The following is a 13,107-nucleotide window of genomic DNA, read 5'->3' as shown; positions in this document are numbered from 1 at the left end:
CCGGGTCAGTCGTGAAGCGCGTAGAAGCGCATCGGCGAGTTCGGCTCGAAACCGATCCGCGGGTAGACCGGCGCACCGGCGACCGTCGCGTGCAGGGTCGCCCGGCGCGCTCCGGTGGCCCGCGCCCCCTCGTACAGCGCCTTGCGGGTGACCGCCTCGCCGTAACCGCGGCGCTCCCAGGCCGGATCGGTGGCGACGAGCGCGACGAACAGGCGCCCCTCGGCCTCGACGGTGGCGGCGCAGGTCACCGGCACGCCGTCGCGCACCCCGAGGTAGGCGTGCACCTGCTCGCGCCACATCGTGGAGCCGGCGAGGCCGTCGCGGCCGTCCTCCACCTGGAAACCGTAGGCACGTGAGTTGATGTCGGCGTACGCCAGCAGGTGTGCGTCGGTCGTCACCCGGACGAACGTCAGCTCGGGGTGGGACGGCTCGGGCAGCGGCAGGAAGTCTCCGGCCATCCCCGTGCCGGGGAAGGCGTGCACGAGCCCGGCGCGCCCGGCCGCCGCGTCCAGCGCGGCGACCGCGTCGTCCTGGGGGAGGTCGTCGAAGACCCACAGGAAACCGGGCCGCTTCTTCGACCGCATGATCTCCGCGGCCTCGTCGAACCGCCGGCTCACCAGGGCGGTGTCCGCGCCCACCTCGGTCAGCGTGAGGCAGTTCCAGAAGGGGAAACGGCAGTCTGCCCAGCGGACGGCGATGCCGGGCAGATCACGGACGTCGGCGTCCGGGTCACGGTCGAGCACCATGGCACGCCAGACCACGGTGAGTTGTTCCATCGATTCGATCGAGTCGGCGAGCGCGTGCATCAGTACTCCTGAGGTCTTCGCGTGGGGTCGTCGCGTGTGCGAGATGGTGTGCCGCTCCTGGTGAACGTCAAAAACGGACCGGGAGTTCGCCGGCCCGCACACCTCACCACGGCGGGGCCGGATCCGTCAGTCCAGCACGCGGAGCGCGCCGGATACGGCGGACTCCAGAAAGGCGCGGTCCGCCCGCGCGTTGCCCATGACGTGCAGCCCCTGGATGAACGTGGTGAAGAAGCGGGCCAGTTCCACCGGCTCGTGTCCCGGCCGCAGTTCACCGCCGGCCCGGGCCCGCTCCAGCGCGTCGACGAGCACCGACTCCACCGCCGCCATGGTCGCCTTCACCCGCTCGACCGTGGCCGCGTGGGCGGCGCGCTCGGTCGCCGCGTTGACCAGCAGGCAGACCCGCTCCGGGTCCGTGACATCGGCCCCGGCCAGGGCGAGCAGCAGCTCCCGTAGCGCGGCGCGCACATCGGTGGCGGCCGCCATCCGCTCCCCAAGGGTGTGCACCAGTTCCTCGCAGTAGTGGCCGAGGGCCCGGGCGTAGAGGCCCTCCTTGGAGCCGAACGCCGCGTACAGGCTGCTGCTGCCGATGTTCAACCGGGCCGTCAGCTGGGGCATCGGTGTGGCGCCGTACCCCTGCCTGGCGAACAGGCGGGCGGCCCGCTCCACTGCCACATCCGTGTTGAATGCGCGAGGGCGCGCCATAGGTATGTCCCTTTCCGGTGTTCGCACGTGTGGAGACTGTCGCAGACCCGCGGGCCGGAGGCATGAGTCGATCGACTGCACGGTTGACCGGGGGATCGGGACCCTGGGAGCGTGCGGTCCGGACGGCAGGCGGGCGTGTCGCGCGGGCAGTGACCAAATACTTATGTTCGAGAGCCTGTCCGGCGGAAGATCTACGGCTAGCCTCGACAGCGTCGATGGCACGCACGGTCCGAGGACGAACATGCAGCTGCATATGAAATATCTGCTGGAGCCGGCCAGTGCGCCCCGGCTCGCGGCCGATATCGTCGCGGCCGCATCCGACATCAGCGACGCGGAGCTGGACTACAGCACGGACAGCATCGGCCTGGTGGAGGAGATCGTCGACGGCTTCCGCAGCGACGGCGTCACCGGCGGCGAGGTCGCCGAGTCACTCGTCTCCTTCGGCTGCTACGTCGGGGAGATCCTGATCCGGCACGGCGGCGGGGCCTGGTGCCATGTTCCGGCCGCGCACGGAGCCGTCCCCCTGGTCGTGGAGGTGCCGGGTAGCGGCCTGTGTTCGCCGATCGACTGGGTCTTCCGCCGGCTCGAACACGGCCCCGCCGTCAGCATCCGCGGCCTGTACGCGCAGGCCGGGCGCGCCGACGCACGCGTACCGGGCCCCGAGGGAGCCGGGAATCACGACGTGGCTGAGAAACCTGAATGTTAAAGTATTCACTTCCGGACCCGGTCCCGACGGCCGACCGGCCGGGGCGCACATGTGGCCCGTGACCATGTGCCAGGCCTTGCGGGGGAGAAGGACATGGGTACGCACCTGCGGTCCGACGACCGCGCGCTGATCGGCCGCGCGCACGAACGCGAGCTGGTGGCCGCCCTCCTCGCCGGCCTGCCCGGCAGCAGCCGGGTCCTGCACCTCGGCGGCGGCCCGGGGACCGGGAAGAGCGCCGTCCTGCGGTACGCCGCCCACACTGCGGCCCGAGCGGACATCCCCGTCCTGTCGACGTCCTGGGCCCCGGCCGAGCGGGACCTCCCGCACGCCGCCCTGCATGGGCTGCTCCGACCGCACCTGGCCCGCCTTGGCGACCTGCCGCACCGGGAACGGGAGCTGCTGGAAGCAGCCTTCGGCGGGGGCCCCACGGCAGCCGCGCCCACGGACCTCACACGGGCCGCTCTGTGCCTGCTGCGGACGCCCCCGGACCCGGTCCTCCTGTGCATCGACGACCTCGACCGGCTCGATGCCGAGAGCCGCGCCACCCTGCGCGCGATGGCCCACCTGTGCGGCGACACCCAGGTACGCATGATCGTCGCCGAACGGGCCGCTCCCGCCGACTGGCTGCCCGCGAACGCACCCGCCGGCGTCCTTGCGCCGCTCCCCGCCGACGAGGCCCGCGCGCTGCTGCGGCGCGACGGCCGCACGACGGCGCCCACAGAGGAGGAGCTCGTCCTCGCGGTGGCCCGGGGCAACCCGCTCGCGCTCACGGAACTGTCGCCGAACGGGAGCGGCTTCAGCGAGGCGGCCGGCCTCGGCCTGCTCCCCGCCTCCCCCCGGCTGGCCGAGGCGTACGAGGAGGACCTGGAGGCGCTGTCGGCCCCCGGCACCGGCGTGCTGCTCACAGCTGCGCTGAGTGTCTCCTCGGTCCTCCAAGAGATCCTGGACGCCGCGACGCGCGTGCTGGGCAGCGGGCAGGACGCGCGGGCCGGGCTGGACGAGCTCACCGCCCGCGGGCTCGTCGTCGCGCGCGAGCACCGCGTCCACTTCCCCCAGCCGCTGATCCGCGTGGCGGTCCTGCACCGGGAGCCGACCGCCCGTCGCATGACCGCCCACGCGGCACTGGAACACAGCGCCAAAGACCCCACGCGCGCCGCGTGGCACGCGGCCCAGCGCGCGGCGGGCACCGACGAGGACCTCGCGCGGCGCTTGGAGACCCGGGCCGCCGGGCCCTGGCCGGGCACCACCCTGCTGGTCGCCCTCGCCGCGCTCGAAGGCGCCGCGCGCCTCTCCCCGGACCCCCAGCGCCGCGCCGACCGGCTGCTGCGCGCCGCCGAACTGGCCTGCCACCACGGCCTGGACGCGCAGGCCCGCCGGCACGCGCGCGGCATCGACCCCGCCGAACTCGGTGATCTCGGCCGCGCCATGCTCCTGTGGCTGCACGACCTCCTGCCCGGCGGCTCCCCGACCGGCCACGAGCGGATCGGCCAGCTCTGCTCGGCGGCCCGGTCCGTCGCCGCCACCCATCCCGAACTCGCACAGAAGCTGCTGCACACCGCCGCGGGCCGGTGCTGGTGGCAGGAGACCGACGACGCCGAAAGGGAGCTGGTCGTCCGTACCGTGCACGAGCTGCGGAGCCCGCCGTGGAGCGCGCGCGACCTCGTCACCCTGGCGCTGACCGACGCTCTTTCGATCAGCCGCGAACCGCTGCGGCTGCGTGCATCGCCCGCCCCGGACGAGCGGCTCTTCCTCGGCCAGGCGGCCCACCTCACCGGCGACCTCGAACAGGCCGCGCACTTCCTCGACGGTGCCGAGACCGTCGCGCGCGAGGGCCGTCGCACCGGACGGCTGCCACAGATCCTGGAGGCCAGGGCCCTGGGCGGGATCTGGCTGGGCACCGAGTGGCAGACCGCGCGGGCGCGGGCGACCGAGGCGAGGACGATCGCCGCCGAGCTCGGCCACGCCAACTACGCGGCCCGGGCGGTCGGGGCCCTCGGGGTCATCGAGGCGCTCCAGGGCCGACACGACAAGGCCCTGGAGCGGGCCGCGGCGATCGAGGAGGCCTCCCGCCACCTCGGCCAGGGCCAGCACCTCAACCTCGCCACCCTCACACGTGTACTGACCGCCTCCGGCACGGGACGGTACGCGGAGGCATACACCCAGTTGCGTTCGTCGTTCACCGAGCTGCTGACCCCGTACTCGTTCCAGCAGTTCTGGGGTCTCGCCTTCCTCGTCGAGGCCGCCCTGCCCGCGGGCGAGACAGACGACGTCCGGGCCGTCGTCGAGGAGGTCGCGCGCCGCACCCGCTCGGGCCGGGCGCCCATGCTCCGGCGCATCCTGGCCTACGCCGACGCGGCGCTCGCCCCCGACGACGAGGCGCAGGCCCGCTACCACGAGGCCATCGGCGACGACGCCGCCCGCTGGCCGTTGCTGCACGCGATGACCCACCTGAACTACGGGGTCCGGCTCCGGCGCCGCCGCCGCGTCGTCGAGTCCCGCGGGCCGCTCGCCACGGCCGAGGTGCTCTTCCTGGCCCTCGGAGCCACCTCCCGCGCCGAGCTGGCGGCCTCGGAGCTGCGGGCGGCAGGCCGGCCGGTTGAGGACACGGAGTCCGCCGGGGACACCGCGGCCCGCCTGCTCTCCCCTCAGCAGCTCACCATCGCCCGCCTCGCCGCCCGGGGCCTGACCAGCCGGGCCATCGGCGAGCAGCTCCACCTGTCGGCCCGCACGGTGGCCTCGCACCTCTATCAGATCTTCCCCAAGCTCGACGTCACCTCCCGGGCGCAGCTCGCCGCGCGCAAGGACCTCCAGTGACGTACGTACGACATACGTGGGCGCGCCCATGGAGTCAGGCAGGAGCCTGGCCGCCCGCTCCCAGCACACCGGCCAGCTGCGCCCGTGCGGTCACACCCAGGCGGGGGAAGATCCGGTACAGATAGGCGCCGATCGTGCGGGGGGAGAGCCCGAGCTCTGCGCCGATCTGACGGTTGGACAGGCCGCGCGCGGCGAGTCGGGCGATCCGCATTTCCTGCGAGCTGAGGATGTTGGCCGCGCAGGCCGCGGGTGCGCCCGCGGTGACGGTGTCGGCCCGCTCACCGGAGGCCCGCAGCTCCTCGGTGATCCGCGTGACGCGGGCGTCCGCGCCCATCATGGTGAAGGTGGCAGCGGCCTGGCGCAGCGTGACGCGGGAGTCGGTGAACTCGTGCCACCGGCGCAGCCGCCGCCCGTGCGCGAGGCGCAACGACGCCTCCAGGAACGGGCTCTGGGACACATCCATGGCCAGGGCCCGCTCGTACAGGGCCCCCGCGTCCCCGTCGTCCGCCAGGACTGCCTCGGCCACGGCGAGGCCGACCGCGACGAGCGGGGCCCGCTCGGGCCCCAGGTCCCGCTCCAGCAGCCGCAGCCGGGCCCGTGCCGACTCCGCCGCGTGCACGGCCGCGGCCGCTTCCGCGAAGGGGACCAGGGCGAACAGGACCGCGGTGCAGCGCCCGGGGTCGGCGAGCAGCCGCGCGAGGGTGGCGTAGCCCGCGGCGACGTCGCCGCTCTCCACCTGGGCCCAGCCGGTTCCCACGGCGAGGATCTCCTCGATCGCGCTCACCGACTGCCGTGCGATCTCGACATCGTGCGCGTCGGCCGGCTCCGGCACGGCGCCGGTGCGCAGCCCGCGCGTGAGCCGTTCGAGCAGGCCCGACGCCGTCGCCTCGCTCGTCAGCCCCCGCTCCCCGGCCTGCTCGCCGCAGCGCCGGAAGATCGTCTCGGCCTGCCCCCAGTCGCCGGTGACCAGACGGGCGAGACCCTGCCGGAGCAGGACGAGGGGCAGCCGGTCGGGCAGGTCGTGGAAGCGGCAGCGGCGCTCCGCCTGCCGGTGCAACTCCAGCGCCCGCAGCGGGGCGCCGCCGCGCAGGGCCGCCTCCCCGAGGCGTTCGAGGTCGCGCAGGGCAACGTTGTTACCTCGGCCGGCCGCCGCCAGCCGCGCGAGGACGGTGGCGGCCCGGCGGACCGGCGCCGCCGTGGCCATGGCATGCAGCAGCCGCGGGTCGTGCGAGGCGTGCGACGGCAGGGCGTCGAGGTAGGTGAGTAGCGCGTCCGCGCGCGCCGTGTCGGCGGCGACGGCCGGCGCCGTCAGCTCCGCCAGTTCCAGGGCGCTGTCGACCTCGGCGGCACCGGCCGGCAGCGGCCAGCCGTCGGGCTCCGTCAGCAGCCGGGCAGCCGGGTTGTCACCCCCCGTCACCGTCCGCGCGTACAGGGCGCCGAGCGGCCCCAGAGGGTGCGCGAGAGCCCTGCGTGCCAGGGCCCGCGCCGTGCGCCCCCAGCCCGCGTCCCCGGCGAGCTGGGCCGCCCGCAGCAGGCAGCGGCCCCGGTCCTCGGAGCCGCTGTAGAGGTCGGCAGCGCGCCGCAGCAGGCGCAGGGCCAGCGCCGGGTCGTCCTGCCGCAGGGCCAGGCGGTGGACGTCCTCCACACGGCCGGCGAGCTCCGGGTCGGCCCCCTCGGCTGCCTGGGAGAGGTGCCACAGCTGCCGTACGGAACCCTCGGTCAGCTCCGCGGCGAGCGCCGCGTGGGCGGCGCGGCAGCGCCGGGGCCCGGTCTCGCGGACCACGGCGCCCGCCATGGCGGGGTGGCCGAATACCATGCGCATGCCGTCGAAGACGACGAGGCCCTGGCGTTCCGCGGGCTCCATGGTGGCGAAGTCCGCCGGGCGCCCTCCGAGCCGGGAGGCCACCGCGAGCAGCAGCGGGAGGTCGGCCGTCGGATGCAGCGCCGCCACGAGCAGCAGGTCCCCGGTCGCGGTGGGCAGCCGGGCGGCCCCGGGGGCCAGGGCCGCCGCCAGCCGGTCGGAGGAGACGGGCAGGTAGGGGACGCGGTCCTCGGTCCAGGTGGGCAGCTCCAGCAGCGCGAGGGGGTTGCCCGCCGCGGTCGCCATCAGGTCGTGCAGGGTGTGCGGGTCGTGGCCCGGGCGCCGCATCGCCAGCAGCGTGGCGGACTCGGCCGGGGTCAGCGGGCCCAGCGGCAGTTCGGGGAGCCCGGCCAGGGAGGTACGGCGGGGGTGCGGCCGCGAGGTCAGCAGCAGGCCCAGGGGGAGCCCGGCCGTCCTGCGGGCGACGAACGCGAGCACGTCCGCGCTGGTCGGGTCCAGCGCGTCCCAGTCGTCGACGGCGATCAGCAGGGGCCGTTCGGCGCTGACCGACTCGAGCACGCGCAGTACGGTGAAGGGCAGCCTGGCCCGGTCCTCGTGGACGAGGGCGCCGTCGACGAGCAGCCTTTCCAGGGCGGGCAGGTCCTTGCCGCCGAGCGGGACGCGCGCGTCCCCCAGCAGGGGCCAGAGGATCTGCAGCAGGCCGGAGAGCTCGTCCGGGCTGCCGTCCCGGCTGCCCGCGCAGCGCAGCACACACATGCCCTCGGAGGACGCCAGCTCGACACCGGCCGCCAAGAACTCCGACTTGCCGGTCCCGGCTTCGCCGCACACGACCCGGGTCGCTCCGTGCTCCGCCGCGTCCCGGACGAACGCCTGCAGCCGCCGCAGCTCGGCGCCGCGGCCGACGAGCCTCTTGCGCCCCACCGGGCGGCGGGGCACGCCACTGCCGGGCCGGGGTGCGCGTCGGCCGCTCTCCACCACGGAGAAGGCGGAGACCTCGGTCCGAGTGTTCATCAGTGCCCCCTGGTCCGGGACATCGAGCGGTCCCCTCCCGATCACGGGGCGCTCTCATGCCTGAGCCCATCCCACCGGACAGCGGTCCGCGACAACAGGCAGTTCGCATGCAGCTTGCCTGTTGGTGGGGAGGACGGCGAACAGCTGAGGGCGGACGCGACCGGTGACCGCGCCCGGCCCGGGCCGGTTGTTCAGTGTGCCCGGGGGGTGGTTCAGCCCCGGACGATGTTCTCGGCCTGCGGGCCCTTCTGGCCCTGGGTGATGTCGAAGGTGACCGTCTCGCCCTCGACGAGCTCGCGGTAGCCGTTGCCGGAGATGTTGCTGTAGTGGGCGAACACGTCGGGTCCGCCACCGCTCTGCTCGATGAAGCCGAAGCCCTTTTCGGAGTTGAACCACTTCACGGTACCGCTGGCCATACTCCCGCCCTTTGACTCTCGCCCGGCGAGGTGCCGGGCTGGGATGCCGACGGCACTGCCCGACGATCACGGGCAGGCCATGCACCGTCCTACCCGACGAGGTGTGCACACACCAGGCCGCCGGCGGGAGAGTCGACCGTAAAGGATTGCTCGATCCAGAACTGCTACCTTTACGCCGTCGAAGTCGCGGCGGCTCCGGGCGGGCGGGCCCCGTACTGGCTGGCTGGGTGGGAATGAACAAGAGCACGTTCGGTCGGCTGCTGCGGGAGGCGCGGCAGCGTTCGCTGCTGACGCTGGAGGGCCTGGCCGAGTCGTCCGGCGTGAGCGTGCGGGCCATCAGCGACATGGAGCGCGGGCACAGCCTGCCGCGCCGGGCCACCCTGAGCGAGCTGACGGACGCGCTCGAACTGGGCGAGGTCGAGCGGCGCCGCCTGGTGCAGATGGCCACGCGCACCGCGCCCGACCGCCCCGTACCGCAGCAACTGCCGCCGGATCTTGCCGTATTCCGCGGCCACGAGGCGGCCCAGGACGCGGCCCGCGCGATCACCGACCGGATCTCCGCGGACGGCGCGCACCTCGTCTTCGCTATCGGCGGCATGGCCGGAGTGGGCAAGACCGCCTTGGCGGTGCACTGGGCGCATCGGATGGCGGACCGCTACCCGGACGGCCAGCTGTACGTGAACCTGCGCGGCTTCGAACCCTCCGGGCAGCCCCTGGACCCCGGCGAGGCGCTCGGCGGGTTCCTCCGGGCCCTCGGCGTGCCCAGCAGCGACATCCCCGTCGGCGTCGGGGAGCGCGGCGCCCTGTTCCGCCGCCGGACCGCGGCGCGGCGGCTGATCGTGGTCCTGGACAACGCGCGGGACTCCGCCCAGGTGTGGCCGCTGCTGCCCGCCGCCGGCTGTCTGACCGTCGTCACCTCCCGCGACCACCTCTCCGGCCTGGCCGCGGGGGAAGGTGTGTCCCGGATCAGTCTCGACGTGTGGACACCCGAGGAGGCGCTGGCGGCGCTTGCGGCCCGGATCGGCGAGGAGCGGTGCCGGGCCGAACCCGAGGCCGCCGCCGAACTGGTCGAGCTCTGCGGCCACCTGCCCCTGGCCGTCGCGGTCGTCGGGGCCCAGCTGGGCGCCGAGTCGCGGCTGCCGCTGCGCCTGGGCGTCCGCGAGCTGCGCCAGACCCGGCCGCGCCTGGACGCCCTCGCCACCGACGACCAGCGCGTCGATGTACGGGCCGTCTTCTCCTGGTCCTACCGCGCGCTCACCACCGCTACGGCCCGCTTCTTCCGCTACATGTCCGTGCACCCCGGCCCCGCGCTGTCCGCCGAGGCCGCCGCCTCGCTGGCCGGCGTCGGCATGACCGCCGCCCGCCGCCACCTGCGGGAGCTGACCACCGCCAGCCTGCTGTCCCGGGACGCCGACGGCCGCTACGTCCTGCACGACCTGGTCCGCGCCTACGGCACCGAGCTGTTCGACCAGGAACACGACGACCGTCTCGCGCCCCGGGCGCGCCTGCTCGACTACCTGCGCCACAACGCCCACCACGCCAACGTGTTCGTCACACACCTGGACCCCGGCCCCGACCTCCAGGCCGTCGAGGGGATCGTGGAGGTCGCGCTCGACGACCGCGACGAGGCGCTGAGCTGGTTCCGCCAGGAGGAGCCGGCGGCCGGCGCCGCGATGCGGGCCATGGACGCACCGGCGCTGCTGCGCCCCCTGGTGAACCTCACCCTGGAGTGGATCGGCTACAACATGGTTGTGGGCCGCTGGCCCGAGGAACTCCCCCTCGCGCGCGCCGGCCTGGACGCCGCTCTCGCCCTCGACGACCCGGTCGCCACCGTGCGGATCCGATCGATCCTGGCCCGGACCCTGCTGGAGACGGGCCAGGACGCGCAGGCCGAGTCGGTGATCGAGCTGATGCTCGGGCAACTGGACCGGCTGCCGCCCCAGGACCGGGCCCGCGCCGAGCGGGAGATCGGCTACTTCCGCATCCGCCAGGGCCGCTTCGCCGACGCCCTGCGGCACGCCCGCTCGACCCTGACGATCCACCGCGGGCTCGGCAGCCAGGGCGGCATCGCGAGCGCGCTGAGCAACGTCGGCTGGGTCCTTGCCCAGCTCGGCGAGGACCAGCAGGCCATCGACACGTGCGAGGAGGCCATCCCGCTGCTCCGCGCGGCCGGCGACCGGCGGTTCGAGGCGGGCGCCTGGCAGGGGATCGGCAACGCCCGCAAGGGCCTGGGCGACCTGGCGGCGGCGGTCGTCAGCTTCGAGAAGGCGCGCAGCCTCTTCGCCCAGCTCCACGACGACTACAGCCAGGCCGGGGTGCTCGACCATCTCGCCACGGCCCAACTGGAGCTGGGGGACGTGGAACAGGCCCGCGCGAGCTGGACGCGGGCCGCCGAGCTGCTCGGCGCCCTGCGCAGCGCGAGCGCCGCGAAGATACACGCCAAGGTGGCGGCCCTGCCCCCGCCGGGCGCGCCGCCCGCCCGCTGACGTCAGTGGGGCGCGGCGACTCCCTCGGCCCTGGCCCGCAGCTCCGCGGCGCGCGGGTTGTCGATCCCGCTCAGCAGCTCGGCGGCCCGTAGCCAGCTCGCCCGGGCCTGCTCAGCGTCGCCCCGCTCTTGTTGCGCGGACGCGATGTGGTCCAGTACGTCCGCCTGGTTGTAGGCGTCGAGGACCTCTTCGTAGAGCTGGAGCGATCTGCGGTAGTCGGCGATCGCGGCGTCCAGGTCGCCCAGCCGGTGCCGGGCGTAGCCGATGCTGTCCCAGGTCGCCGCCTCGCTGCGGCGGTTGCCGGTCTCGCGCAGGATGGGCAGGGCTTGTTCGCACATGTCGATCGCCTGCCGGTGCTCGCCGAGCAGCGTCAGGTACCAGCCGACGGCGTTGAGTTCGCGGGCCGCGCTGCCGCGGTCGCCGAGCGTGCGGAAGAGCGCCAGGGCCCGCCGGGCGTGCTCCAGGGCCTCGGTGTGGCGTCCCTGCCGGCCGCGCACCCAGCCGATGGTGCGCTCGGTGGCCGCCTGCAGCGCGGGCGGCAGGCGGTTCAACTGCGCGAGCATCAGGGCCACATGCTCCTCGGCCTCCTCGACCTGGCCCGTCTCGGCGAGCGCGCGGGCCAGGCTGGAGCTGTTGCGGACGACGGCGGCCGGGTCGTCCAGGACGAGGGCCGCCTCCAGACCGATCCGCTTGGCGGAGATCTCGTCGGCCCAGCGGCCGAGGACGGAGTAGTAACTCACCCAGTCGTGGGTGAGGTCCACGCGGTAGCGCAGCAGCCGGGGGTCCTCCATGGAGCGCAGGGCGGCCGCGACCGTCGGCTCCTCCTGGCCGAACCACTCCAGCGCCTCCTCGCGGCTGCAGACCGCGACCCGCACCACGCCCTCCGCCGGGGGAGCGGTCGGTTCGAGTCCGGGGCGCCGGTCGAGCACCCCGGTGGCCGCGTTGGCGTTGTGCTGCAGATAGTCCAGGAGCCGGGTCTCGGCGCCGAACCGGTCGTCCTTCTCCCGCTCGACGAGTTCGGCGCCGTAGACGCGCAGCAGATCGTGCAGGACGTACCGGCCCTCCGCGTCGCGCGACAGCAGGTTCGCGGAGGTCAGCTCCCGCAGGTGGCGCCGGGCCGGGGCCATCGCGACGCCCGCGAGCGAGGCGGCGGCCTCCGCCGAGACCGACGGCCCCGGGTGCAGGGACAGGTACCGGAAGAAGCGGGCCGTCTCGGGAGCCAGGGCCCGGTAGGACCAGGAGAGGACGGCACGGACATCGCCGTGCCGGTCATCGGCGGACAGGGCGTCGAGGCGTGAGCGCGACTCCCGCAGCTCGCGCACGCCGACGTGGAGGGGGACGTGCGGATCGGCGCGCAGCTGGGCGCCCACGATGGCGATGGCCAGCGGCAGATACGCGCACAGCTCCACCAGGTCCGCGGCGGCCGCGGCCTCGGTCCGGCACCGCTCCTCGCCGATCCGCGCTTCCAGCGCCGCCAGTGCCTCCTGCCTGCTCCACACGTCCAGGTCGACCGTCGAGGCGCCCTCGGCGACGGCCAGACCGGAGAGCCGGCTGCGCGAGGTGACGATGGTCAGACACTCGGCGGAGGCCGGCAGCAGCGGCCTGACCTGCTCCTCGTTGCGCGCGTTGTCCAGGACGACGATCAGCCGCCGGGACGCCGTCCGCTCCTGGAAGAGGGCACTGCGCTCCGCCGTGCCGCGCGGTACGTCACCGCTGGGCACCCCGAGCGCGTCGAGGAACCCGCCCAGGGCCTCGCCGGGGTCGAGCGGCAGCCCGGAGTCGTCGAAGCCGCGCAGGTTCACATACAGCTGGCCGTCGGGGAATCGGTCCGCCACCTGGTGGGCCCAGTGCACGGCGAGCGTCGTCTTGCCCACCCCCGCCATGCCGCCGATCGCGGAGATGACGACATGCCGGCCGGTTCCGGCCGCTCCAGGTGTGAGCTCCTCGACCGCGGCCAGGGCTTGTTCGCGGCCGCGGAACGCGGCGAGGTCGGGCGGCAGCTGCCGCGGCACCTGCCGGGTGCGCTGCGTGGAGGCCTCGACGAACCGCCGGCGCTCGTCCTCGGCCAGCCCCAGGGCGTCCATCAGTTCGCTCAGCGTCGCCCGGCGGGGCAGGCTCTGGCCCCGCTCCATGTCGCTGATGGCGCGGACGCTCACGCCGGACGCCTCGGCCAGGCTCTCCAGGGTCAGCAGCGCACGCTGCCGCGCCTCCCGCAGGAGCCGCCCGAACGCCGTTCTATCCATCCACACCCTCCGAGGCCCTGCTCCGGGGCCGTGAACCTACCAGTTGTGGAACGATCGTCGCGGAACGTTCCGCGAGCTGAGTTCTACAAGAGGCCACTGGT

The 13,107-nt window shown here is 74.3% G+C and carries 8 protein-coding genes; 3 read left to right on the top strand and 5 right to left on the bottom strand.

What is annotated here, in order from left to right:
• Positions 1-5 precede the first annotated feature (5 nt).
• Positions 6-806, bottom strand: a complete 801-nt coding sequence (locus ACZ601_RS13120; RefSeq protein ID WP_469536651.1) for a GNAT family N-acetyltransferase — start codon at positions 804-806, stop codon at positions 6-8.
• Positions 807-932: 126 nt separating this feature from the next.
• Entirely contained in the window at positions 933-1,508 is a 576-nt protein-coding gene (locus ACZ601_RS13115) for a TetR/AcrR family transcriptional regulator (protein ID WP_469536647.1), read from the bottom strand.
• A 241-nt stretch (positions 1,509-1,749) separates the two neighbouring features.
• Here ACZ601_RS13115 and ACZ601_RS13110 point away from each other — a divergent pair, with 241 nt between their 5' ends.
• Together ACZ601_RS13110 and ACZ601_RS13105 are read left to right on the top strand one after the other, a co-directional pair.
• Positions 1,750-2,214, top strand: coding sequence for a hypothetical protein (locus ACZ601_RS13110; protein ID WP_469536644.1), 465 nt, complete (start codon positions 1,750-1,752; stop codon positions 2,212-2,214).
• Positions 2,215-2,307: 93 nt separating this feature from the next.
• Complete coding sequence (locus tag ACZ601_RS13105; protein WP_469536638.1) at positions 2,308-5,028, top strand: helix-turn-helix transcriptional regulator; 2,721 nt, start codon at positions 2,308-2,310, stop codon at positions 5,026-5,028.
• A 34-nt stretch (positions 5,029-5,062) separates the two neighbouring features.
• Here the strand turns inward: ACZ601_RS13105 and ACZ601_RS13100 are convergent, their stop codons facing one another.
• Together ACZ601_RS13100 and ACZ601_RS13095 are read right to left on the bottom strand one after the other, a co-directional pair.
• Positions 5,063-7,861 carry a helix-turn-helix transcriptional regulator gene (locus tag ACZ601_RS13100; RefSeq protein ID WP_469536635.1) on the bottom strand — a complete coding sequence of 933 codons (2,799 nt, stop codon included), beginning with the start codon at positions 7,859-7,861 and terminating at the stop codon, positions 5,063-5,065.
• 212 nt (positions 7,862-8,073) lie between these two features.
• Entirely contained in the window at positions 8,074-8,277 is a 204-nt protein-coding gene (locus ACZ601_RS13095; RefSeq protein WP_363193868.1) for a cold-shock protein, read from the bottom strand.
• 233 nt (positions 8,278-8,510) lie between these two features.
• On the opposite strand from ACZ601_RS13095, the gene ACZ601_RS13090 reads away from it, so the two are divergent.
• The gene (locus ACZ601_RS13090; protein ID WP_469536632.1) at positions 8,511-10,763 is read left to right on the top strand and encodes a tetratricopeptide repeat protein; all 2,253 of its coding nucleotides are present in this window, start codon (positions 8,511-8,513) and stop codon (positions 10,761-10,763) included.
• A gap of 2 nt (positions 10,764-10,765) precedes the next feature.
• Here ACZ601_RS13090 and ACZ601_RS13085 read toward each other — a convergent pair whose 3' ends face one another.
• The gene (locus ACZ601_RS13085) at positions 10,766-13,006 is read right to left on the bottom strand and encodes an ATP-binding protein (RefSeq protein ID WP_469536629.1); all 2,241 of its coding nucleotides are present in this window, start codon (positions 13,004-13,006) and stop codon (positions 10,766-10,768) included.
• Positions 13,007-13,107: the final 101 nt, after the last annotated feature.

The organism is Streptomyces sp. NPDC104307 (assembly GCF_055584045.1).
Note: the sequence above shows the minus strand (reverse complement) of the source record. Positions and strands in the feature narration are given on the sequence as shown.